General features: G+C 69.2%; 24 protein-coding genes and 1 pseudogene. 14 read left to right on the plus strand and 11 right to left on the minus strand.

Annotated elements, in window-relative coordinates; all coding sequences use genetic code 11:
• Positions 1-15: 15 nt before the first annotated feature.
• From lnt to FK531_RS14695, 4 genes are all read right to left on the minus strand, one after another.
• A complete protein-coding gene (gene lnt, locus FK531_RS14680) occupies positions 16-1,626 on the minus strand; it encodes an apolipoprotein N-acyltransferase (RefSeq protein WP_142100539.1) in 1,611 nt (536 codons plus the stop codon).
• Positions 1,616-3,193: an amidohydrolase gene (locus tag FK531_RS14685; RefSeq protein WP_142100541.1), complete on the minus strand. Its 1,578-nt coding sequence runs from the start codon at positions 3,191-3,193 to the stop codon at positions 1,616-1,618. The genes lnt and FK531_RS14685 overlap by 11 nt, the downstream gene beginning before the upstream one ends.
• Before the next feature lie 6 nt (positions 3,194-3,199).
• On the minus strand, positions 3,200-3,781 hold the full coding sequence (locus tag FK531_RS14690; protein WP_142100543.1) for an FxsA family protein: 582 nt from the start codon (positions 3,779-3,781) through the stop codon (positions 3,200-3,202).
• Positions 3,782-3,873: 92 nt separating this feature from the next.
• Entirely contained in the window at positions 3,874-4,533 is a 660-nt protein-coding gene (locus tag FK531_RS14695) for a response regulator (protein WP_142100545.1), read from the minus strand.
• A gap of 203 nt (positions 4,534-4,736) precedes the next feature.
• Between FK531_RS14695 and FK531_RS14700 the strand changes: the two genes are divergently transcribed.
• From FK531_RS14700 to FK531_RS14710, 3 genes are read left to right on the plus strand one after another with little or no spacing between them, the layout of a single operon-like run.
• A complete protein-coding gene (locus FK531_RS14700) occupies positions 4,737-5,138 on the plus strand; it encodes an SgcJ/EcaC family oxidoreductase (protein WP_142100547.1) in 402 nt (133 codons plus the stop codon).
• 13 nt (positions 5,139-5,151) lie between these two features.
• Positions 5,152-5,493 (plus strand): YciI family protein, encoded by a 342-nt coding sequence (locus tag FK531_RS14705; protein WP_142100549.1) that lies wholly within the window; start codon positions 5,152-5,154, stop codon positions 5,491-5,493.
• Entirely contained in the window at positions 5,480-6,721 is a 1,242-nt protein-coding gene (locus FK531_RS14710) for an RNA polymerase sigma factor (protein WP_142100551.1), read from the plus strand. Before FK531_RS14705 ends, FK531_RS14710 begins: the two co-directional genes overlap by 14 nt.
• Positions 6,722-7,020: 299 nt before the next feature.
• Here FK531_RS14710 and FK531_RS14720 read toward each other — a convergent pair whose 3' ends face one another.
• Together FK531_RS14720 and FK531_RS14725 are read right to left on the minus strand one after the other, a co-directional pair.
• Positions 7,021-7,602, minus strand: a complete 582-nt coding sequence (locus FK531_RS14720; protein WP_246098191.1) for a hypothetical protein — start codon at positions 7,600-7,602, stop codon at positions 7,021-7,023.
• A gap of 340 nt (positions 7,603-7,942) precedes the next feature.
• Positions 7,943-8,345: pseudogene (locus FK531_RS14725) on the minus strand (transposase); the annotation flags it as partial.
• A 409-nt stretch (positions 8,346-8,754) separates the two neighbouring features.
• Here FK531_RS14725 and FK531_RS22735 point away from each other — a divergent pair.
• Positions 8,755-8,964, plus strand: coding sequence for a hypothetical protein (locus FK531_RS22735; protein WP_246098168.1), 210 nt, complete (start codon positions 8,755-8,757; stop codon positions 8,962-8,964).
• A gap of 73 nt (positions 8,965-9,037) precedes the next feature.
• Here the strand turns inward: FK531_RS22735 and FK531_RS14735 are convergent, their stop codons facing one another.
• From FK531_RS14735 to FK531_RS14745, 3 genes are all read right to left on the minus strand, one after another.
• Positions 9,038-9,469: a hypothetical protein gene (locus FK531_RS14735; RefSeq protein ID WP_142100555.1), complete on the minus strand. Its 432-nt coding sequence runs from the start codon at positions 9,467-9,469 to the stop codon at positions 9,038-9,040.
• A gap of 339 nt (positions 9,470-9,808) precedes the next feature.
• Positions 9,809-10,156, minus strand: a complete 348-nt coding sequence (locus tag FK531_RS14740; RefSeq protein WP_246098169.1) for a hypothetical protein — start codon at positions 10,154-10,156, stop codon at positions 9,809-9,811.
• A 226-nt stretch (positions 10,157-10,382) separates the two neighbouring features.
• Positions 10,383-11,486: a coiled-coil domain-containing protein gene (locus FK531_RS14745; RefSeq protein WP_142100558.1), complete on the minus strand. Its 1,104-nt coding sequence runs from the start codon at positions 11,484-11,486 to the stop codon at positions 10,383-10,385.
• Between the two features lie 231 nt (positions 11,487-11,717).
• On the opposite strand from FK531_RS14745, the gene FK531_RS22420 reads away from it, so the two are divergent.
• A complete protein-coding gene (locus FK531_RS22420) occupies positions 11,718-11,885 on the plus strand; it encodes a hypothetical protein (protein ID WP_181762969.1) in 168 nt (55 codons plus the stop codon).
• A gap of 74 nt (positions 11,886-11,959) precedes the next feature.
• Here the strand turns inward: FK531_RS22420 and FK531_RS14750 are convergent, their stop codons facing one another.
• On the minus strand, positions 11,960-12,691 hold the full coding sequence (locus FK531_RS14750) for an HAD family hydrolase (RefSeq protein ID WP_181762970.1): 732 nt from the start codon (positions 12,689-12,691) through the stop codon (positions 11,960-11,962).
• Between the two features lie 263 nt (positions 12,692-12,954).
• Here FK531_RS14750 and FK531_RS14755 point away from each other — a divergent pair, with 263 nt between their 5' ends.
• The 3 genes from FK531_RS14755 (at position 12,955) to FK531_RS14765 (ending at position 16,118) form a co-directional block, all read left to right on the plus strand.
• Positions 12,955-13,881, plus strand: coding sequence for an esterase/lipase family protein (locus tag FK531_RS14755; RefSeq protein WP_142100562.1), 927 nt, complete (start codon positions 12,955-12,957; stop codon positions 13,879-13,881).
• A 182-nt stretch (positions 13,882-14,063) separates the two neighbouring features.
• On the plus strand, positions 14,064-14,861 hold the full coding sequence (locus tag FK531_RS14760; RefSeq protein ID WP_142100564.1) for an SDR family NAD(P)-dependent oxidoreductase: 798 nt from the start codon (positions 14,064-14,066) through the stop codon (positions 14,859-14,861).
• 111 nt (positions 14,862-14,972) lie between these two features.
• Entirely contained in the window at positions 14,973-16,118 is a 1,146-nt protein-coding gene (locus tag FK531_RS14765) for a site-specific integrase (RefSeq protein ID WP_354003514.1), read from the plus strand.
• Between the two features lie 10 nt (positions 16,119-16,128).
• Here the strand turns inward: FK531_RS14765 and FK531_RS14770 are convergent, their stop codons facing one another.
• A complete protein-coding gene (locus FK531_RS14770) occupies positions 16,129-17,286 on the minus strand; it encodes a sensor histidine kinase (protein WP_142100566.1) in 1,158 nt (385 codons plus the stop codon).
• A 146-nt stretch (positions 17,287-17,432) separates the two neighbouring features.
• Here FK531_RS14770 and FK531_RS14775 point away from each other — a divergent pair, with 146 nt between their 5' ends.
• The 6 genes from FK531_RS14775 (at position 17,433) to FK531_RS14800 (ending at position 23,246) form a co-directional block, all read left to right on the plus strand.
• On the plus strand, positions 17,433-18,977 hold the full coding sequence (locus tag FK531_RS14775) for a TldD/PmbA family protein (protein WP_142100568.1): 1,545 nt from the start codon (positions 17,433-17,435) through the stop codon (positions 18,975-18,977).
• Complete coding sequence (locus FK531_RS14780; protein ID WP_142100569.1) at positions 18,974-20,338, plus strand: metallopeptidase TldD-related protein; 1,365 nt, start codon at positions 18,974-18,976, stop codon at positions 20,336-20,338. The genes FK531_RS14775 and FK531_RS14780 overlap by 4 nt, the downstream gene beginning before the upstream one ends.
• Entirely contained in the window at positions 20,335-20,733 is a 399-nt protein-coding gene (locus tag FK531_RS14785) for a YchJ family protein (RefSeq protein ID WP_246098170.1), read from the plus strand. The genes FK531_RS14780 and FK531_RS14785 overlap by 4 nt, the downstream gene beginning before the upstream one ends.
• A 148-nt stretch (positions 20,734-20,881) precedes the next feature.
• Positions 20,882-21,175 (plus strand): hypothetical protein, encoded by a 294-nt coding sequence (locus tag FK531_RS14790; protein ID WP_142100571.1) that lies wholly within the window; start codon positions 20,882-20,884, stop codon positions 21,173-21,175.
• 47 nt (positions 21,176-21,222) lie between these two features.
• Complete coding sequence (locus tag FK531_RS14795) at positions 21,223-21,918, plus strand: response regulator transcription factor (RefSeq protein WP_142100573.1); 696 nt, start codon at positions 21,223-21,225, stop codon at positions 21,916-21,918.
• The gene (locus FK531_RS14800) at positions 21,915-23,246 is read left to right on the plus strand and encodes a sensor histidine kinase (protein ID WP_142100575.1); all 1,332 of its coding nucleotides are present in this window, start codon (positions 21,915-21,917) and stop codon (positions 23,244-23,246) included. Before FK531_RS14795 ends, FK531_RS14800 begins: the two co-directional genes overlap by 4 nt.
• Positions 23,247-23,380 lie beyond the last annotated feature (134 nt).

The following is a 23,380-nucleotide window of genomic DNA, read 5'->3' on the forward strand; positions in this document are numbered from 1 at the left end:
AATTCGATCGCGCCGTCAGTTGAGCGGCGCGGCCGACCTGCGTCGACGCACCAGCGCGACGACGAGGGCCAGTCCGGCGCCGATGCACAGAGCGAACTCCGGAATCGGGCCGAGTCGAGTAGCCAGCGTAGTGGAGGTGCGCAGCGGCACCTGCGCCACCAATGTGGTGGGGGTGAACAGTGACGACGACTGCTGCACCTGTCCGTCGGGGCCGACGATCGCGCTCACCCCGGACGTGGCGGCCACGACGACCGACCGCCCGTGTTCGACGGCGCGCACCCGCGACATCGCGAGCTGCTGGTAGGTCATCTCGGTGTCGCCGAAGGTGGCGTTGTTGGTGGGGACCGCGATCAGCTTCGCGCCCGCACGGACCGCCTCCGTCAGGGCCCGGTCGAACGCGACCTCGTAACAGGTCGCCACCGCGATGGGGATCCCGGCGGCGTGGACGACACCATTGCCGTCGCCGGGTACGAAGTTGCCCGCCTTGTCCGCGTACGAGGAGAAGTGGCGGAAGAACCCGCGGTAGGGCAGGTACTCGCCGAACGGCTGGATGATCTTCTTGTCGTGCCGCTCCTGCGGTCCGTCGACACCGTCCCAGACGATGACCGAATTGGTGGTGGTTCCGTCCCCGTTCACCAGCACCGCGCCGACCAGGATCGGCGCCCCGACGGCCCGGGAGGCGGCGCCGATCTCGGTGGCGGCGTCGGAATTGCGGAGGGGGTCGATGTCGGAGGCGTTCTCCGGCCAGATCACCACGTCGGGGCGCGGCTGCCGCCCGGCGTCGATGTCGTCGGCCAGTCGCATGGTCTGCCGGACGTGGTTGTCGAGCACCGCGCGCCGCTGCGCATTGAACTCGAGTCCGAGTCGTGGGACGCCGCCCTGGATCGCGGCGACGGTGATCGTGCGGTCGCCCGCGCCGGGATCGGTGGAGTCCGGACCGGGCACGGTCGGCCAGAGTGCGGCGGCGAGCAGCGGTGCGACCACGGTCAGTGCGGCCGCCGGGAGCCAGGCACGCGGCGTGCGGTCGCGGAGTAGTGCGGTGACCAGCGAGGCCAGTCCGGTTCCGGTCAGCGCGACCGCGAAGCTGAGCAGCGGAGCCCCACCGACACTCGCGACCGACAGCAGCCAACCCTCGGACTGCCCGAATGCCAGTCGGCCCCAAGGGAATCCACCGAACGGGACGCTCGAGCGAAGCCATTCGGTCAGCGACCACGCGCAGGCCAGCCACAGCGCCGCGAGCGGTAGTCGGGCCAGTGCGACGACGAGCACGCCGAACAGTCCGACGAACACCGCCTCGGCGGTCGAGAGCGCGAGCCACGGCATCGGGCCGACGTACTCCCCCACCCAGGGCAGCAGCGGGACGAGAAACCCGAGCCCGGCCAGGAACCCGTAGCCGAAGCCGCCGCGGAGCCGCCGAGGCGGGCCGTCGCCGCCCCATCTGGTGAGCACCAGCACCAGCAGGGCAACGCCGACCGGTGCCAGGAACCACAGCGGTCGGGGCGGGAAGCTCGCGAACAGCAGCAGGCCGGAGCAGATCGCTGCTGCCGAGTCGCGGAGGGTGGGCAGCCAGGCGCGGGTGGGGGTCGCCGGTTCCTTCTCCCCCTCCGTCACGGAATCAGCGCGCATAGATGGTGGTCCCGCGGTGCACGGTGGCCAGGCAGACGGGATTCGGCGCGTCGGCCTCGAGTCGCGGCAGTGCCGGCACCCGCGAACGCGGGTCCGTCGACCAGCGCTGCACCGAGTCCTTGGGCGCGCTGACCACCAGTTCGCCGGTCTCCCACACCGCGTACGAGGCCGGGGCTCCCGGGACCAGAGTGCCGGCGAGTCCGTCGCGGACGCCGCCCGCCCGCCAGGCGCCGCGGGTGGCGGCGGAGAACGCGGCGCGCGGCGAGAGGCCGTGGCCGTCGGTGTGGTGGTCGACGGCGGCGCGCAGCATCGACCACGGGTCGACGGGGGTGACCGGGGCGTCCGAGCCGAAGGCCAGCGACAGCCCCGTCGAGGCCATCGCGGCGAACGGGTTCATGGCGCGGGCGCGCTCGGCGCCCAGGGCCCGCGCGTAGAGGCCGTCGGGCCCGCCCCACAGCGCGTCGAACGCCGGCTGCACGGACGCGACCACACCGAGCCGGCCGAGGGTGGCGGCCTGGTCCGGGGTGATCATCTCGAGGTGCTCGAGGCGGTGACCGCAGGCCGCGACCTTCGGCCCACCGAGTTCGACGGCGACCAGCTCGAATGCTGCCACCGCGGCGGTGGTCGCGGCGTCGCCGATCACATGGAAGCCGGCCTGGACACCGGCAAGGGTGCAGGCGCGCACGTGGGCTGCGATGGCGTCGACGTCGAGGTAGCTGCTGCCGGTCGTCGGGCGGTCGGCGTACGGCTCGCTGAGCCACGCGGTGCGCGAGCCGATTGCCCCGTCGACGAACAGGTCGCCGCCGAGGGCGTGTGCCCCGGTCTGCGCGAGCAGCGCGGCGGCCTCCTCGGCGCTGGTGACGGCCTGACCCCAGTAGGCGCGGACCTGCACGCAGTGCGGATGCGCGAGGAGTTCGGCGAGGTCGTCGCGGCCGGCGATGTCGGGACCGGCGCATTCGTGGACGGCGGCGATCCCGTTGGCGGCGGCCCGGTCCAGTGCTGCGGTGCGGGCGCGCCGCCGCTGGTCGGGAGTGAGCAGGTCGCGAGCGGCGGAGCGGGCGCGGTGGTGGTCCTCGGCGGTGACCGGGTCCTGGCCGGGCGTCCCGGCGGCCTCTCGCAACGCGGTGGAGCACGCGGCGGAGTGGGCGTCGATGCGGGAGAGGTAGACCGCGCGGCCCGGGGCGACGGCATCGAGTTCGGCCGTGCTGGGACAGCGGTCGGAGTCGGGCCAGCCGGTCTCGTCCCAACCCTGTCCCCAGACGACGGCATCGTGGTGGACGGCGGCGTAGGCGCGCACCAGGTCGAGGCATTCGCGCAGGGAACGCGCGCCGGTCAGGTCGAGTCCGGTGAGCGCGAGACCCAGCGCGGTCGTGTGGACGTGCGTGTCGACGAAGGCCGGTGCGACGAAGGCGCCGTCGAGGTCGACGATCTCGGCGTCCGGGTGCAGGGCGCGTCCGGGGCGATCCTCACCGACCCAGACGACGGTGCCGTCGGTCACTGCCATCGAGGTCGCATCCGGTGCGGTCGGGCTGTAGATCCGGCCGCCGACCAACAATTGGGTACTCACGAAGGGTCAGTCTGCCCGCCCGCGGCCGGGATACCCCGCACTGGGATCGGGAAGTATGACCTCGCCCTCAATTGCCAGTGGGCCGCCCCGCCGGTAGTCGGCGGTTCCGTAGCCGAAGGGATCGCCGACCGTGTCGGTCACGACGGTGTCCTCGACGACCACGCCGTCGACGACGGTGTGACGTCGGGTCCGCGCGTACGCACCGGCACCGGCGGTACCGGCAGCGGTGGCGAGACCGATCTTGCGGCCGCCGAACAGCAGGACCAGCGGACGAAGCACGCGGCGGGTCGGCGGGATCAGCAACAGCAGACCGAGCGCGGAGGTGACCAGGCCCGGGACGATCAGCAGTACGGTCCCGGCCGCGACCAGCGCGCCGTCGGCGACGGCGCCTCCGGCGGACCGGTTGCCGCGGCCCGCCTGCCGGAACTGTTCGAACACCCGGCGGAACTGCGAGCGGACCAGCCACGCCCCGACCGCCCAACCGAGCAGGAACAGCAGTACGGTCCAGCCCGCGCCGATGGCGTTGCCGACCACGATGACCGCCGCGACCTCGACCACGACGTAGAGAAGGAACAACGCCGGAATCATTGCCGGTCCTTTCGGAGAGGGGCTGTTGTCCCGTTCAACGCGCGGGATGCCCGATTTTCTCCCGGACCGTCCGGATGCTCGACGACCGCCGGCTAGGAACCGGGCGTGACCAGGCCGGTCTCGTAGGCGAGCACGACCGCCTGGACCCGGTCCCGCAGGCCGAGCTTGGTGAGGATCCGGCCGACGTGGGTCTTGACCGTCGCCTCCGAGAGGTGCAGGCCGTTGGCGATCTCCGCGTTCGACAGCCCGGTGGCGAGGTGCTCGAGTACCTCGCGCTCCCGGTCGGTGAGGTCGTCGAGGATCTCCGGTGCGCGGGTCGGGGTGCGGTCCTCGGATATGAACCTCGAGAGCAGCCTGCGCGTCACTTTCGGGGAGACCACGGCGTCGCCGGCGGCGACACTGCGGATGGCGGAGACGAGGTCCTCGGGTGGGGTGTCCTTGAGGAGGAAGCCGCTCGCACCGGCCCGGAGGGCGCCGAGGGCGTGCTCGTCGAGGTCGAAGGTCGTCATCACCAGCACCCTGCTCGGACAACCCGACTCGATGATCTGCTCGGTCGCGGCGACACCGTCGACGATCGGCATCCGGACGTCCATCAACACGACGTCCGGTGCGAGCCGGCGGGCCTCCGTGACGGCCGCGGCGCCGTCCGCGGCCTCGCCGACCACCGCCAGGTCGTCGTGGGCGTCGAGCACCATCTTCAAGCCCATTCGCATGAGTTCCTGGTCGTCGACAAGCAACACGGTGATCGGCACGCGAACACACTAGCCCGACCGATCGTGCGGGTGAGCCGAGCAGTTCCGAGCGTGGTGGCGCACGGGGCCTGCCGCAGTGACCAACCTGTTTTCGACTTTGTGGCGACCATTTTTAGCGTCGCTGTCGATTCCGGTCGCCCCCGAGTGTCGTGTAGGTGAATGGCCCGATCGGCGGGCCAGGACATCGTGAAGGAGAACGGGCCATGAGCGAGACCCGAAGCAAGGACGAAGCCGCCATCCGAGCCGTCTTGGCGGGGGTTTACGACGCGTGGGGCACCGACGCCGATGCCTTCGTCGCGGACTACACCGAGGACGCCACCGCGATCCTGCCGGGTTCCTACCGGCGTTCCAAGGAAGAGGTCCGCCAGAAGATGGCCGAGGGGTTCGCGTCGGTTCTGAAGGGTTCGACCACCAGGGACGAGATTCGGAGCATCCGATTCCTGGGCGCGGACGCCGCGGTCGTTGTCAGTGAGACCGGCATCCTGTTTCCTGGTGAGGCCCTGGTGCCCGCGGACCGGGTTGCCAACGCGACGTGGGTGCTGGAGAAGCGTGACGACAAGTGGCTGATCGCGGCCTACCACAACAGCCCGGCCCACGCCGGCTAGGAAGAACGAGGCAATGGCACAGTATCTCGCCCTGATCTACCAGGACGAACGAGCGCTCGGTGACACCTACGCGGGCGAGAACATGGCGCCCGACCACCAGGCGTTCATCGCGGCCAACCAGGCTGCACTGGCGGACGGGGTCGCACTGGAAGGCAGCACCACAGCGACCTGTATCCGTCCGAAGGACGGAGGCAGTTTCTTCGTCAGCGACGGCCCGTTCGTCGAGACCAAGGAACAGTTGGTGGGTTTCTACGTGATCGAGGCCGCCGATCTGGACGAGGCGATGGCCGTCGCACGACAGATCCCGATGGATTACGGCGGCATCGAGATTCGGCCGGTTCGTGTCTTCTCCTGAACAGGCCGTCGCGGACGCGCACCGACGCGAGTGGGCCCTTGTGCTCGCCGCGACGGTGCGCGTCACCCGCGATCTCGACCAAGCCGAAGAGTGCGTCCAAGAAGCCTATGCTCACGCTTTGACCAACTGGGCCGCCAACGGAGTACCCACCAAGCCGGGTGCCTGGCTGACCACGGTCGCTCGCAACCGCGCGCTGAACCTGCTGCGCTCCCAGTCGACGATGAAACGGGCACTGCCCCTGCTGGTCTCCGACGATGTCGATCAGGACATCGCGGATATCGCCGTCGAGCGGGCCGATGGAACGATCCACCACGATCTGCTGCGACTGATCTGTACCTGCTGCCACCCGGCACTGTCCGTCGAGGCGCAGGTCGCCCTGACATTGCGGTTGCTCTGCGGGCTGAGCACCGCCGAGGTCGCCCGCGCGTTCCTCGTCTCCGAATCGACGATGGCGGCACGAATCACCCGCGCCAAGAAGAAGATCGCCGCCGCGCGCATTCCCTACCGAGTGCCCGCGCCCGCCGAGTTGCCGGCGCGAATCGAGGCTGTGCTCAATGTCGTGCACTTGTTGTTCACCACCGGACACACTGCGCCCTACAGTGACGAGCTGGCGCGACGCGATCTCACCGAACGGGCACTCGACCTCGCCCGAATGCTGCACGATCTGTTCCCCGACCACCCCGACGTGTCGGGCCTGCTGGCGTTGATCCTGCTGACCGACGCCCGTCGCGAAGCCCGCACCGACGAGAACGGGCAGCTGGTCCGGATCTCCGAGCAGGACCGGAACCTCTGGAACCGCACTCAGATCGGTGAGGGCATAGCCCTGGTCCGGGCCGCGCTGGGCAAGGATCCGGGCCGCTACACCCTGGAGGCCGCCATCTCCGCGGTTCACACCGAGGCGCCCAGCTACGACCGCACCGACTGGCGCGAGATCCTCGGCCTGTACACAGTTCTGATCCAACTGTGGCCCTCGCCGGTGGTGGCGCTCAATCGCGCGGTGGCTCTCGGCTTCGCTGACGGTGCCGCGGCGGGTCTGGCCGCTCTGGACGAACTGGCCGCTGAACCCCAGTTGGCCGGCTACAGCTATCTCGCGGCCGCGCGCGCCCAGTTCCTCGCCGAACTCGGCCACACCAACCGAGCTCGAACCGCCTACCAAGAAGCGATCCTGCTCACCGGCAATGCCGTCGAGCGTGACTTCCTCACGGCGAAGCTGCATGAACTGACCTGAAGCACAGATGCGGGCAGGTGGCCGGTGTTGCTTCGCAGGCCGACCGCCCTTATGGCCGCGGGCGCGGGAGGCGGCGAGCCCGTCGCCGGTGTTGGCAACGATAAACTCGCTGGATTGGTGTCGTGCACGGGATCGGTCGCGCTGCGGCGCAATGTGACTCAGGGCCACAGATGGCAGTGCTGTCGCGTCGTCGGCGCTACCTGACGACGGTTTCGATGTCGTCGGCGGAGATCAGATTCGAGGACTCTCGATCGTCCCATCGTTCTCAGGTAGGAATTCGAACTTGATCTCGCTCATCGTCATTGAGTCTGGACATGCTTGTCGAGGAACTGCTGTGTCATCTCGGCAATCGCCGCGGCGTGGGCATGGAACAGGTAGTGGTGGCCGTCCATGATCGTGACCTGCTGGTTCGCCGAGTTGCTTATCGCCGCGCGGTGTGAGGACTCCCATTCCGGGTCTACTAGGAGTGATGAAGATGCAAGGATTGACATCGCGGGCATCGACGCCGGGAACGTGGCCCCCTTGATTTCTTGCACGTTCTCGGCTTCGTGGGCGGCCTCGTCCAGCATGGTCGGGTTCAACACCCATGAGTACCCGCGCAGGTACAGATCCTGCTGGTCCGGGGTGTACTCGGCGGAGTCGCCGAGGCTCTCCCGGTAGTCAGCCACCAGGCCCAGGTAGTCGGTGCTCTTGTCCAGGGCGATCAGGTCTCGTACACCGCCAACCGCGGTGACGGCGGACATCCAGCCCGGCCACGCAGGAGAGTCCCCGGCAAGACCGGTCGTGTAGCGCTCGTCGTCCAGCCCCACAACTGCGGCGACCTCGTCCGCGCGATGGGTGGCCCACCACATCGCGTACAGACCCGAGATCGAGTGGGGCATCAGGACGTAGGGACCTCCCAGCCCCCATTGGAGTTACTGCAGGTCTTGGCGGCGTCGCCTGAGTCGCCAGTCGAGGCACTATGAGCGGCGGTGAGTCTGATCGAGATGATGACGAGAACCCAGATTGGGGTAGGGGTTTGGCTGCCGAGGTGGAGGGTGGCACCAAAGCCTCGATTTCGCGTACTCCCCGCAGAGGCACAGGAGCGGTGTCATTCGCCCCACCTGACGCCGCGAGAGCACCGCCATCCATGGCAGTGGTTCTCAGGGCGCAAGTAGATGACGCGGTCGGTGTCGATGGAGAACGGTGATTCGTCGGCGCTGCGGCTGAGTCGCATCGTCTGCGTAACAGGTCCGGGCACGCCTCGGTCGATTCCCGGTACCCGTCGGTGTGGGAGACAAGGTCCTTGCGGCCGTCCGCGCGCAGTCCGAGCATCATCAGCAAGCACAGTTTCTCCCACCTGAGGCGGATCTTCAGGTAGATGCCGTCGACCCACATGTAGAAGTAGTCGACCTGGCAGAGGTCCCGCTGCGCAAAGGCTTTCGCTTGACGCGCGGCGCCGGTGGCGGTTCTCGTCGACCTCACCGGCGTGTCGGGCGATGTAGTTGGCGACCTCTGACTGCAGCGCGGCGGCCAGCATCTTTCGGGCGCCGTCCCGGACGATCTCGTCGAGCAGCGACCGGCCCGCACCGCCCGCAGCACGGGCCTCGTTGGAGTCGTCGATGACGTCTAATACCGTGAGCACGGGCGTGCCTACCCGCCAGCGCGCCAACGCTGGTCTTGATCAGAATTTTCGATTCCTTGCAGCTCATCTTCCGGGAGGGTGCGACCTCCCAGGATCCACAAGTTCTGTTCATTGCTCCACCCGTATCGGCCGTAGAATGAGAGCTTCTTCGGCCGGCGCCGGCGTTCGGAGCTTGGAGCGGGCCACCATGCATGGAGGTCCGTCGATGAGACAACGTCACCGTCTACGCCGAGCATCCATCGTCGCCGGAGCCGGCGCTGCACTGCTTTTCGCGGCACACCCTGCCGCCGCCGTACCGACCGACACTGTCTTCCCCATTCCCGTCGCCGGTCTCAGCGTCGGTGTGACCGGACTCCCGAGCTCGGGCTACTCCTACCTAACCGCCACTACCGACCCTGACACTCCGGGAGTGACCCGTTTGGGGCCGTACACCGGTGTCCACGTCCACTGGCGAAACATCTCCACCGGTGCAGCGGGTGTCGCATACCTCGACAACCGTTACGGCACCTCGGTCGAGACCGGTTCCGGGACGGTGGTCGCCTCGGTCACGATTCCCGATGGGCCCGGCTACCGGATACTCGCCAGCACGCCCGGCGCCGGTGTCTGGACGGTCCCCTGACCGACCCGGCAGTCCCCGGACGGCTGGAGCTGCTCGAGGCGCTGAGCGGGACCTCACCGGCGGAGGCCGTCGTCTACGGAACGTAGACGGTTACGAAACCTGGTGTGGTCGTGCCGGGTTCGGGTATGACGGTGAGGACGACCTGCCCGGTTCCGGTCGACAGGATTGCCGCCGGGTAGCCGTACTGGGCGAGCGACATCCGGGCGGAGCCGGCGGCTCCGGTCGACAGGTTCAGCCAGTACACGTCGCCCCGAACTTGGCACGCCCATCTGCCTTCACGTCTGCCTTCCTCCGAGCCGGTGATCGTCACCGTCCCAGGCTGCTCGCCGACCACGGCTACGCAGCGGACCGCGGGAGCGTCGAAGCTGCCGTTCGGGTTTCCGAACGGCGCGGGGTTGATCTGGAACGGAACGGTGACCGCTGCGGAGGCGATGGCGGCCGGCGCCAGAACCGAACCGGCCGCGATGGCCGCGCAGGTGATCGCTCGGCGAACGAAGTCGATCATGGCGACCTCCAAGAACGGTTCGGGCCCAGGGCTAGCGGACCTGGAATGTGCCGATCCCCGGGTTGATCACGAGTCGATACCCGACGCCGGCAGGGTTCCCGCAGGTGTACGCGCCGACGTCTGACGTGCAGAGCAAGACGGAGACATATGCCGCGGCCAGGGCAACGAACGAACGATGAATTGCTGCACGGCGCATGGCGTGAGCCTTCCGCGTTGGATCCGACCCGACCCTCGTGGAGTGTCAGCGTACTCGCGCGGTCGCTCCCGAGATCGTCCATGACGACCGTCAAACAAGACACGTTGGAATGGTCCGCATCCGCCGGGCCGGCCATCGGCTCCTCAGGGCACCGGGATGATCCCGACGCCCGGGGTGACCAGGAACTGGTAGGCCCCGGGGGCGGGCGCGCCGATGTCGGCGCTCGCGGCGATCGTGCCGCTTCCGGTGACCGCCGTCGCGGGGATGTACCGGCACCAGTTGTCCGGTGTGTAGGGGCGGCTGTAGTCGTACGGAACTGGTCGGAGCGTGGCGGCACCGGAAGCGCCGGTGGTCAGGTTCAGCCAGTGCACCGTCACGTCGAGGCAACCGCTCAATCCCGTCCAGGTCCGCGTCGGCGGCGTCGCCGCGAAGGTCACCTCGCCCGGTGCGCCCGTGGTTGCCGTCGGGGTGACGGTCGTGAGCGGCGGCACGCTGACACATACGAAGAGACCGGGGATGCATCCCGCGATGTGTCGCACCGGAACTTGGAACTCCATGGTCGTCGATGACGGGTCGGCTGTCGCCGGGACGGACGAGCCGACGGCGAGCACCAGGGCTGCCGTAGATGTGATCGCCCCGGCGGCGACCGAACGAGGAATCGATACGCGGCGCATGACGTGACCTCCGGTGTGGGACCCGTCCCGACCTGCTGGGGTGTCAGCGTATCGCCGACTCGGTGTCCCCTTCTTCGGTTTCGCCGGGCCGGTTCTTCGGCGCGCGGAGCTCGTCCACCTTCTCGCGCAGTGCGGCTGCGGCCGTGCGCGCTTCGCCGGCGTCGAGGCGCGCACGCTCGAGGTCGTCCCTGAGGGCGTCGGCGCGTTCGCGGGCGGCGGTCGCCGCGGCGCGTTCGTGGTCGACGGACTTCTCGAGCCTCGAGATGGTCGTCGCCGCCGTGGTTGCGGCGTGCTCGGCGGCGGCGCGGAGATCGACGATGCGCTGCTCGGCCGCGGCAGTGACCTGCGCGAGGCGTTGCTCGGTCGCAGCGGCGGCCTGCGTGGCGCGTTGCTCGGAGGCGACCGCGGCTTGCTCGGCGGTGGCGGCCCGTCGCTCCGCAGCCTCGGACCCTGATTGCGCTTCGCGGAGTTGACTTCTCAGTCCGCCCAGTTCCGATCCGGCGGCCGCCAGACGAGTGTCGCGGTCCGCCTCGACCGCTGCGACGTGCTCGGTGGCGGTCCGGAGTTCGTCGGCGTGCGTCTGGCCGAGGTCCCGGAGCTCGGTCTGGTGGTCGGCGGACAACCGCTCGAGCTCGAGTCGATGATCGGCGATCGCGGCCGCGAGTTCGGCGTCGACCGCATCGACGGCGGCGTCCGCGTTCGCCCGGTCCTCCACCGCGGCGTCATGCTTCGCCCTCAACTCCGCCAGGTCTGCCTCGTACTTCGCCTTCGTTTGCGCGAGTTCGACTGTGGCGCGGTGCAGCGCCACGTCGAGCGTGTCCGGGTCGCTGAGTTTGTCCACGGCCGCGGTGATCTGGCGGGCGAACACGTTGAACTGCTCGATCGAGGTGGTGGTGACGGTCCGGAGGTCCTCGAGGGTCCGCTCGAGGGTCCCGACAGCCTCGCTCGGTGTGGCGGTCGCGAGTGCGTCGAGTTCGCCTTGCTGCTCCCGGGCCTTGCGCCGCGAACGGAACGCGCGGACCCGGTCCGCATCGCTGGCGTACTGGCGGGGTCGGCCCGGCCTCGGCTTCTGCTCCTCTCGGGCGCTGTCGTTCGTCGCGTCCGCGGCGGTCGCGTGGGTATCCCCCGGCCGTTCCTGTTCAGGCATGTTTAGTAACGTAACGTATTGCGTTACGTTATGCCAGCAGTTATGAAACGATGATTCGTGATCGTCATAATCCCCACTTATCGTGAGTTACGAGATGCGATTGATTCGTGGGACGGAACCGTGGCGGGGCACTCGGCGAACACCCCGTCGCCGGAATGGGTTGGGCGAGGGAAATCGGAGACTCACGCAATGGGGCGGGCGTGACGGCGCCGGCAGTAGTAGAACGGAGGGATGGAAAGGCACACGGCCGTCGTGCTCTACGTGCTCGCGCTGGTAGTCGTCGTGGTTGGCGTGGACGTCCTGTTCTTCAGGCACCTGTTCTGGGGACGGTTGCTGGTGAACGTCGGAATTGTCCTCGTGTTCGGGGCGTTCTACATCCGATTTCTGAAGGGCGTGTGAGCGTGCCGACCGGACCGCCGCCCATCCTGGTACGGGTTCGGGCTGCCGCCGCTCACGACCGCCTCGAGGTCCGGTCAGGCGTTGGTGCGTGACAGGTGGGCGGGTAGGTCGGTGAGCCGTTCGATGCGGAGCACCGTCTCGTCTGCCGTCGGCGATGGTCCTCCGGTGACGAAGTCGATGCCGCGGTCGAGCCATATGCCGGTGAGCCCGGCGACCGCGGCAGCAGTGACATCGCTTTCCAGCATGTCGCCGACGTTGACTGCCCGCGCGGGGTCCGTCCGCATCCGCCGGCAGGCGCCGGCGTAGGCGGCAGGCTTGGCCGCACCGAGTTCGGTCGGGGTCAGGACGGTTTCGAAGTACTCGAGGAGGCCGAAGCGGGAGAGTTTGGCGCACTGCTGCTCGGGATCCCCGTTGGTGAGCACAGCCAGCCGCGGTCCGTCGGGAAGTCGCTTCAGGGCCTCCAGGCATGGTTGGACATCGGGATAGCACCGCCAGGACTCCTCGAACACGGGGAGGTAGCGCTCGGCGATCCAGTCGTCGAGAAGACCGGGACTTTCAGGAACCTGCTCGCCGAGCATCGGCAGGAAGGACCGGAGCCTGCGTCGGTGGTGCTCGTCGAAAGAGCACTGACCGGACAGGTATTCCCGCATGTGCCGCGCCTCGAGCGTCCACCACAACGTCGCCAGCTCCTCCGGTGGAGCCATCGCGTTCGGTGCGGCCGCCGCGATCTGGCCGATCGCTTCCCAGACCGCGCTTCGATGGTCCACCAGGGTGCCGTCCAGATCGAAGAAGATCACATCTGCCACGGGATGATCATCGCGCGAGTCCGGGCCCGGACGACCAGGAGGGGGCCGTCGGTCCTCCGCAGGTGGCCCAGAGTCCGGCAGAGGATCGGACTGCCTGACGCGGAATGTCTGATTCGCGAAGTTGTCTGCGGCAGCACGTTGTTCGCGGTCGAACACGGGGATCGCGCAATCGAATTGGCGTAGTCTCGGTCGCCGGACGGTGACCGAACTGTTCTGGCCGAAGATGTGTTGGGCGTTGACTCGATATCTGGAGGCGAACGGCGATGCGTAGGACGACATTGGTCAGTGCCCTGGTGGCCCTCGCCCTTGCTGCGGGAGGTGGGGCGGCGCAGGCGAACACGACGTATCCCGTTCCGCATGGCTATCCCGACGGCGTGGCAGCACAGCTCACCCACCCGGGGCAGGCCCCGCCGGGAGCGAACGACATGTCGTGCAAGCCGAGTCGTGAACATCCGAATCCTGTTGTCCTGTTGAATGGTTTCGCCGCCACCGACACGCTGGCATGGCAGACGCTGTCACCGATACTGGCCAACGACGGATACTGCGTTTTCAGCACCACCATCGGCACGACCACGTTCGGCGACTACGGCGGGTTCGCCAGCGTGCAGGACAGTGCCCGGGAAGTCGACACGTTCGTCACGCGGGTGCGGGAAGCGACCAGCGCCGGCAAGGTCGACATCGTCGCGCACTCCGTCGGCGGGGCCGTCGGCTTCTGGTACCTCACCGAACTCGGTGGAGCGCAATCGGTTCGCAACCTGGTGAGCCTCGGAACTCCGTTCCACGGATCCGATCTCGACGGGACGGCCGGTCTGTTGACGATTGCGGGTGCGGCGGACGGGCTCTCGCGGGTGTGTGCACAATGCCGCCAGCTGGCAGCCGCGTCGCCGTTCCTCGCCGAGCTGAATCCCGACCCGGCGCGGTTGCCGGATGTGCATTTCACCGACATCGTGTCCCGAAACGACGAGGTCGCGACGCCGTACCTCACCGGGCTGTTGTCGGATGGTCCGAATGTGCGAAACGAGGTCCTGCAAGATCGGTGCGCCACCGACTACGCGGATCATCTGCAGCTGCCGTACGACCCAGTCGCGATCGAGGTGGTGCGGGAGGCACTGGATCCGGGGTGGACCGGGAAGGCGGTTTGTGCGGTGGTGTTGCCTGCGCCCGTGGGGACTGTCGGGACTGTGAACTGACGAGGCCAACCCGGACGGTTCCATGATCGCCCCAAGCGACATTCGTCAACAGTGTTGACATCCGCTTGCCGGCGGTGTTGACTTCATGATGTCAACACCGTTGACGCAGGTGGTGGTTCACATGCGAGCGGCCGCGCGGCACAGCTCGCTCTCCGCAGATGTCGGACGAAAGGAACAAGACAGTGAACAGGCTCGAAGGCAAGAAGGTCGTCATCACCGGTGCCGCCAGCGGCATCGGCCGCGCGGCGGCGCAACTGATGGCCGCCGAAGGTGCGCAGGTGCTGGTTGCGGATCTGCACGAATCGGCGGCCGAGCAGACCGCTCGCGAGATCCGCGAGAGCGGCGCCACTGCCGTCGGTGTCGGCGTGGACGTGATGGACGAGGCAGCTGTGGCCTCGATGATCGACCGCGCGGTCGCGGAGTTCGGCGGGATCACCACGCTGTGCAACCACGTCGGCGGCAGCAACCCTCACAAGGACCTCGACCTGCTGCGGCTGGACCTGGACGAGTGGGACCGGGTCATGGCCCTCAACGTGCGCAGCACCGTCGTCGCGTCGCGACTCGCGATCCCGCACATGATCGAGGCCGGTGGCGGGTCGATCGTCAACACCGCCTCGGTGGGCGGACTGCTCGGCGACTCGCTGCAGTGCGCGTACGGCTCGGCGAAGGCTGCGGTGATCCGACTGACGCAGTACATCGCGACGCAGTACGGCCGCCAAGGGATCCGCTGCAATGCGGTGGCGCCGGGCGCGATCATGACGCCGGCGCTGCGGGACAACCTGCCGGCGGACGTGGTTGCCGGCATCCAAGCGGCCAACGCCCTGGACATGCTGGGCAGCGCCGAGGACATCGGGTACGCGATGGTCTACCTGGCGTCGGACGAGTCGCGGTACATGTCCGGCCAGACGCTGGTGGTCGACGGCGGGATGACCGCGCAGAGCCCGCTGGCCGCGGGGCGCCGCTCGATGCTCGGCGACTGAGCCGTTCGTTCGTCTCGAGATCGCCGGCGGCAGGCTCGAATCCGTCCGCGCCGCAATGGAAGACCCCTTCGGACGGCGAACGCGCCGGACCACCTGACGTATCTTTCATGGGTGGCTGCCGAACTCGAGACCCTCCCCGCGGACGACCCGGCGAGCAGCGCACTCGCGGTCCCCGCCGATGCCGCCGCGGCCATGCACCGCCTGCGCGTCGAGTCGGTCTCCCCCAACACACGGGCCGCGCAGCTGAGCGACTGGAAGAACTTCACCCGCTGGTGTGACCGAGTCGGGCGCACCCCCATCCCGGCGTCCCCCGACCTGGTCGGCTGGTTCCTGACCGAGAAGTCCGCGGAGGTTCGCCAGGACGGGCGGCCCGCCTACGCGTCGGCGACCATGACCCGCTGGGTCGCCTCGATCAACAAGATCCACTCCCTCGCAGGCCATCCGAAGCCAGGCCAGTCCCCCGCGGTCCGCGAGATCCTGCGTGGCATCGCCCGCACCAGGGCCACACCCCCGGTCCGCCGCGAACCGCTGCTCACCGCGGACGTCCGCACCATTGTCGAGTCCATGCGCGGCCGCGCCGCGCACGGTTCGTGGGCCGACCGGGTGGCCGAACGGAGAGACACGGCACTGCTGCTGGTCGGGCTGACCGGTGCGATGCGCCGGTCCGAGTTGTCGGCGCTGGCGGTCGGTGACGTCGTGCCGCACCGCGCGGACGGGCTGTACGTGACGATCCGCAGGTCGAAGACCGACCAGGCCGCGGCGGGCCGCACGGTGACCCTCCCCTACGGTGTCGCCGAGATCACCTGCCCGGTGTGCGCGTACTGGCGGTGGCGAGAAGTGTTGGACGCGTGGGATCGTGACGGCAGGCCCGCGGTGAGCGCACTGCTCGCCGAGCCCGACGCCGACCCGCTCGAGCACCGCTGCCGCGGCGTGCTGGGGCGCCCCGAGTCGGCGCTGCGGGCGCTGTTCCGACCTGTGCACCGCACCGGCGGGCTTGGCGCGAAAGCCCTGTCGGGACAGGCGATTGCGTCGATGATCCAGCGGCGCGCCATCGGCGCCGGCTACGCCGAGGAATTCGTGGCACTGCTCGGCGGGCACAGTCTCCGGGCCGGGTTCGTCACCCAGGCCGTCCGCAACGACGCGAGCGCCGAACAGATCATGACCCAGAGCGGACACACCGACCAGCGGATGATCGCGATCTACTCGCGTCAGCACGCAGGCTTGCACGGTAATGCCGTCACCGCGCTCGGCCTGTGACGCGCGGGTCTCAGTCCTCCAGCGTGAGAGGTAGTTCCGCACGCACCCGCCAACTCCCGTCCGGCAGCCTGCCGGTCTCGAGGTTGCCCTGCAGCACCGCGACCCGCTCGCGCATGCCGACCAGCCCGTTCCCCGATCCGTGGGTGAAAGTGCTCGACCCGCTGCCGTTGTCGGTGACCTCCACCAGCACGTCCTCGGCGCGGCGGCGCACCGCGACCCACGCCCGCGGCGAGGGTCCCGCGTGCCGAAGCACGTTGGTCAACGATTCCTGCACCACCCGGTGAATGCCCAGGCTGACAGCGGGTCTGATGTCGTCGAGTTCGCCGGTCATCTCGAGTTCCACGCCGAGTCCGGCGTCACGCATCATCGCGACGACCTTCGCGAGGCCTGCGGAGCCGTGCTGCGGCATCTCCGCCGGGGTCTGCTCGGTGCGCAGCAGTGCCACCGTGCGCCGTAGTTCCGACAGAGCCTCGCGACCGGTCGAGGAGATGTTGCCCAGCGCCTTCTGCGCCGCCTCCGTGTTCCCTGGCAGCGAGTAGGAGGCGCCGTCCGCTTGCACCACCATCACGCTCACCGCGTGCGCGACCACGTCGTGCAGTTCGCGCGCGATGCGGGTGCGTTCGCCCGCCACTGCCTCCTCCGCACGTCGGTCGCGGTCGTACTCGGCGACCGTGAGGCGCGCGGCGACCTCCTCGTCGTAGAGGCGGCGGGCGCCGAGGAACTCCGCGGTGATCCAGGCCAGCGCATAGATCAGTGCGATGAACGCGGCAGTCGTCAGCACTTCCTGGTGCAGCATCGAGATCGCGAACGCGGCGTCGGCCGTGAGACCAACGAGGTAGATCGCGGCCGGACGCCGACCGACGTACGCGACCAGCGTGTAGAGCATCACGATCAGGCCGAGCTGGGCGGGATGGGTGACGCGGTCGTCGCCGATCCAGTCGCTGACCGCGGTGGTCAGGATGGAAGCCCCGAGGATGGTGACGGCGGCGAGCACCGGCAGTCGTCTGCGGAATGCGATCGGGACACTCAGCAGCACACCGAGCAGGACGAACAACGCCGGCGACCGACCGTTCGGGGCGGAGAGGCATTCGAGCGCGAAGAAGACCGCGGCCAACATCGAGTCCGCGACGAACGGCTTGCCGCGTAGCCACAGGCTGAACCTCCGCATGACCGCCAGCCTAGAAGTAGCGGTCGGGAGAACGAAGCCAAGTTGCGACTGGCGTTCTTCTCGGGCGTCCCTGATCCAACTCGCGGTTGAGCCAGGGTTGCGGAGCGCGCGGAGCGAATCCGAATACTCGGATAGCGTTGTCGTCCGTGAGCACACGCGACGTCGATCCGGACTTCCTGGCCCTGCCACTGCATCCCCTGGCCGACGCGGCGCTGTCCGCGGCGCGTACCGCCGGGGCCACGCACGCCGACCTGCGGGTGCACCGGCTGCGCACGCAGTCGCTGAGGATGCGTGACGGCATCGTGCAGTCCGCGGTGGACGGCGACGAGCTCGGCCTCGCGGTGCGCGTGGTCGTGGACGGCACGTGGGGTTTCGCCTCGCACGCGGAGTTGAGCGCGGAGTCCGCGGCCCGGACTGCGGCGCAGGCGGTCGAGGTGGCGCGGGCGCTGCGGACGCTGAACCGCGAACGTGTCGAACTGGCCGACGAACCGGTGTACCGCGACGCGGTGTGGGTCTCCGACTACGAACTCGATCCGTTCGCGGTACCGACGGCGCAGAAGGTGGAGCTGCTCTCCGACTACTCCGGACGGTTGTCGGCCGCGGACGGCGTCGACCACGTCACCGCGAGCGTGCTGCAGGTCAAGGAGCAGACGTTCTACGCGGACCTGGCCGGCTCGCGGATCACCCAGCAGCGGGTGCGCCTGCATCCGGAACTCGAGGCCGTCTCCGTGGACGCGTCGGCGGGTGGGTTCGAGACGATGCGCACCCTGGCGCCGCCGGTCGGTCGCGGCTGGGAGTACCTCACCGGGGCGAGCGCAGCGACGGGGAATGTCACCGGGGCGGGCTGGGACTGGGACACCGAGCTGGCGCGGATTCCCGAGTGGCTCGCCGAGAAGTCGAAGGCGCCGTCGGTGACCGCGGGCCCGACCGACCTGGTGATCGACCCGTCCAACCTGTGGCTGACCATTCACGAATCCATCGGGCACGCCACCGAATACGACCGGGCGATCGGCTACGAGGCGGCGTACGCGGGCACCTCGTTCGCGACGCCCGACAAGCTGGGCACGTTGCGGTACGGGACGCCGGCCATGCACGTCACCGCGGACCGCACCGAGCCGCACGGTCTCGCCAGCATCGGCTACGACGACGACGGAGTCGCCTCGCAGAACTGGGACCTGGTGCGGGGCGGGACGCTGGTGGGCTACCAGTTGGACCGGGTGTTCGCACCCCGGCTCGGACTCGAGCGTTCGAACGGCTGCTCGTACGCGGACTCCCCGCACCACGTGCCGATCCAGCGGATGGCGAACGTGTCACTGCAGCCGGACCCGGAGTCGGACACCACCACCGACGAGCTGATCGCGCGGGTGCAGGACGGCGTCTATGTCGTCGGGGACAAGAGCTGGTCGATCGACATGCAGCGCTACAACTTCCAGTTCACCGGGCAGCGGTTCTACCGGATCCGGGACGGCCGACTCGACGGCCAGCTGCGCGACGTCGCGTACCAGGCGACCACGACCGACTTCTGGGGCTCGATGGAGGCGGTCGGCGGCCGCTCGACGTGGCGGCTCGGCGGTGCGTTCAACTGCGGCAAGGCGCAACCCGGGCAGGTCGCGGCCGTCAGCCACGGTTGCCCGTCCGCGCTCTTTCGCGGCGTGAACGTACTCAACACACGAACGGAGGGCGGGCTGTGATTCCGGCGCAGGACCTGATCGAACGGGCGCTGGGGCTGCGCACTGTCGACGAGTCGATGGTGATCGTCACCGATGCGGGCGAGGCGTCGCTGCGGTGGGCGGGAAACTCCATGACCACCAACGGCGTTTCCACCTCCCGGTCGTGGACGGTGGTCTCGGTCGTGCGCGGCGGCGAGGGTGCGCGGGTCGGCACGGTGAGCTCGAGCAGCGTCGACCCCGCCGAGATCGTGGCGGTCGTGCGGGCCAGCGAGGAGGCCGCCCGGTCCGCCCGACCGGCCGAGGACGCGATGGAGTTGATCCCCGGGGGCGGCGCGGCGGACGGCGGCTGGGACGACCCGCCGGCCGAGACCGGAATCGACGTCTTCGGGGGGCTGGCGGGCGATCTCGCCGACGGCTTCGACGGCGCCGACCGGTTGTACGGGTTCGCGCACCATCAGCTCCACAGCACCTGGTTGGGCACCTCGACCGGGGTCCGTCGCCGGTTCACCCAGCCGACCGGTTCGGTGGAGGTCAACGGCAAGCGCGGCGACGCGAGCGCCTGGGTCGGTGCCGGGACCCGCGACTTCGCAGACGTGTCGATACCGAACCTGCTGTCCCAGTTGGCTACCCGACTGGACTGGGCGGACCGCACCGTCTCGCTGCCCGCCGGGCGGTACGAGACACTGCTGCCGCCGTCCGCGGTCGCGGACCTGATGATCTACCTGATGTGGACGATGGAAGGTCGCGGCGCGCAGGAGGGTCACACCGCACTGTCCCGACCGGGCGGCACCCGCGTCGGCGAACGCCTGACCGACATCCCGCTGACCCTGTACTCCGACCCGGCCGCGCCGGGACTCGAGTACTCGCCGTTCGTCGCGACCGCCTCGTCCAGCGAGACGCTGTCGGTGTTCGACAACGGGATGACGACCGGCCGGGTGGACTGGGTGCGGGAGGGCACCGTCAACGCGTTGGCGTATCCGCGCCACGCCGCTCGCGAGTTCGGCGCCCCGGTCGCGGTACCCGGTGACAACCTGCTGCTGACCAGCGGCAGCGACGCGTCGATCGACGACATGGTCGCACGCACCGAGCGTGGGCTTCTGCTGACCACGCTGTGGTACATCCGGGAGGTGGATCCGGCGACGTTGCTGCTGACCGGTCTGACCCGGGACGGGGTCTACCTCGTCGAGGACGGCCGGGTCACCGGCGCGGTGAACAATTTCCGGTTCAACGAGAGTCCGCTGGACCTGTTGCGCCGGGTCGGTGAGGCGGGGGCCACGGAGACCACGCTGCCGCGGGAATGGAAGGACTGGTTCACGCGCACCGCGATGCCGCCGCTACGGATCCCCGACTTCCACATGTCGTCGGTGAGCGAGGCCCGGTGACGGCGCCGGTGTTCGACCCGTCGGCGCGCTGCCCCTGCTCGAGTGGAGACACCTACGGATCGTGCTGTGGTCGTTTCCATTCCGGGGAGACCGCGGCGCCGACAGCGGACCGGCTGATGCGGTCGCGTTACTCGGCCTTTGCGGTCGGCGACGCCGACTACCTGCTGCGCACCTGGCACAGCAGTACCCGTCCGCCCGGGTTGGATCTCGATCCGGGACAACGCTGGTTGCGACTGGACGTGCTCGGCTCGACCGGCGGCGGACTGTTCGATTCCGAGGGCACCGTCGAGTTCGTCGCCTACCTCCGCCAGTCGGGGGTGCGGGACTCGCTGCACGAGAACAGTCGGTTCGTCCGCGAAGACGGGCACTGGGTGTACCTGGACGCGCTCGCCTGAGCCCGTTCCGGCACCGTTCGCGACTCTCACAGAGTCCTTACTCGACCGCAACGGAACCCTGAACTCGCGACTCTAGTCTTGGGTCACAGGCTTTCAGGGAAGCGAATTCTCTTGGAGAGCAAGATATCTCGAGAGACCAGGAGGCGTCATGTCGGGCATTCGGAAGACGAACTGGGACCGGCGGTGCGTCACCACGACGACCGCAGAGTTGCGGACCCGCGGGTTGGCCGCGATCGTCGCGGACGAGCAGAGTTGCCGTGAGGTGCTCGTCACCGAGCCCGGTCGCGGCTGGATGGCCTCGGTGCTGCCGGGCGACACGCCCGACGACGAGCTCGACGTCCTGCTGTTCGCCGCCGAACCGGCGCAGCAGTGGACCGAGGGCTATCTGCGGTGGGCGGACTCGGTGGAGTCGCTGCTGGCAGTTCGCCCGGCCGCGGCCTGAGCGCGCGTTCGTCCGCGACGGGCGACCCGACGCTGCAAGATGAAGGAGTGGTTGCGGTCCAGAAAGTACTGATCGTCGAAGACGACGCCGACGTCCTGACCGCGCTCCGGCGCGGCCTGGAGCTCTCGGACTTCGTGGTCCTCACGGCCGCCGACGGGGCGGCCGCCCTGCGTGCCGTCGACGAGCACGATCCGGACCTGGTCGTGCTGGACCTGAACTTGCCCGTGCTCGACGGGGTGGGGGTGGTGACGGCACTGCGCGCGGTGAACAACGACGTCCCGGTATGCGTGCTCAGCGCGCGCAGCGCGGTGGACGACCGGATCGCGGGGCTCGAGGCCGGTGCGGACGACTACATGGTCAAGCCGTTCGAGTTCGGCGAGCTGGTCGCGCGGATCCGCGCCCTGCTGCGGCGGCGACCGGAACCCGCGAGCGCACCCGCCGAGGGGACGGTCCGCGTCGGCCCGGTCGCCGTCGACCTGCTCGGCCGGCGCGTCGACGTCGGCGGCACCGAAGTGCACCTGACCAAGCGGGAGTTCGACCTGCTCGCCGCGTTGGCGGAGAACCGCGGGATCGTGCTCAGTCGCGAGACCCTGCTCGGGTCGGTGTGGGGATACGACTTCGAGACCGAGACGAACGTGGTGGACGTGTTCGTGAGCTATCTGCGTCGCAAGCTGGAGTTCGACGGCGTGCCCAGGGTGTTGCACACCGTGCGTGGCGTCGGGTTCGTGCTGCGAGAGAGATGACTGTGCGCCGGGGACCGGTATCGCTGCGGCTGCGGGTGACGGCCGCGGCGGCCCTCGGCACGGCGCTGGTCGTGCTGCTGCTGGGTGGGGTCGCCTGGGTCGGCATCGACCGCCAGGTCACGGCCCAACTCGACGCCAAACTCGACTCGGTCACCCAGGTGACCGCGGCCGACCTCACCAGCCTGCGGGTCCTGGAGGGACCGCTGCCGCTACCGCCGGACTACGCAGGCACGCTGCGCGTAGGTGAGCTGGTGCTGTCGACGACCGCCGCGGCGTTGCCCCCGGCGCCGGAGGGCTGGAGCGACGCGACGGTCGACGGCACGCAGTACCGGGTGCGGACGGTCGAGGTGATCAGTGGGCTCGGCGCGACGATCTCCGTCGGGGCGCCGATCGCCCCGGCTCGGTCGACGATCTCCGGACTGCACCGGTGGACCGTGGTGATCGGCTTCGCCGCGGTGCTCGTGGCGGCGGCACTGGGTTGGCTGTTCGCCGGGGTGGCCGTCCGCCCGTTGCGTCGGCTGGCCGAACAGACGCGCCGCCTCGGCGTCGACCCTGCGGCGCCACCGCCCCGGGTATCGGGGGCGAAGGAAGCCGCGGAGCTGGCCGCGGCCCTGCGGCAGCTGCTCGACGCCAACGCGGACGAGCGCGCCCGCAGGGAGTCGGCACTGGAGACGGCGCGCGACTTCGCCGCGGCCTCTGCCCACGAGTTGCGCACGCCGCTGACGGCGATGCGCACGAACCTCGAGGTGGCGGCGACACTGGACCTGTCGCCGGCCACGCGCCAGGAGGTCCTGGCCGACGCGTTGCGTACGCAGCGGCGGGTGGAGGCAACTCTGCGTGCGCTGGAACGGCTGGCGGCCGGCGAACTGTCGTCGGGTGCCGACTTCGTGCCGGTCGATCTGGCCGAGCTGCTGGACCGGGCCGCCCAGGACGCGGCGCGAAGCTACGGCGGGGTGACCGTCCGGTTGGACGTGCCCGCGACGCTCACTGTCACCGGCTTGCCGGCGGGGTTGCGACTGGCGGTGGACAACGCCGTCTCCAACGCGATCCGGCACGGAGGCGCACACGTGATCGAGATCGCCGCCCGGGACGGTCGGGACGCGGTGGTCGTCACGGTGTCCGACGACGGCACGGGCGTCCCGGTCGGCGACCGCGAGGTGCTGTTCGAACGATTCCGCCGGGGCGCCGGCGCGGCGCCGGACGGATCGGGGCTGGGTCTGGCGCTGATCCGGCAGCAGGCGCAGCTGCACGGGGGCGCGGCCTGGTTCGAGGACAGCCCGCTCGGCGGCGTCCGCCTGGTGCTGCGGCTGCCACGGGCAGCTTCCTGACCCGCAAGAACAGGGCCCGCATGTGGAGTAGCCCGCTACCTACGACACCCAGCTTCTCATTCCCGACAAATGGGGTAGCGCGCTACTCTCTCGACGACTCCTCCCTCCCGCCGACAATTGCTTCTGTCCCAGTA

The sequence above is a fragment of the Rhodococcus spelaei genome (assembly GCF_006704125.1).
GTDB lineage: Bacteria > Actinomycetota > Actinomycetes > Mycobacteriales > Mycobacteriaceae > Rhodococcus_G > Rhodococcus_G spelaei.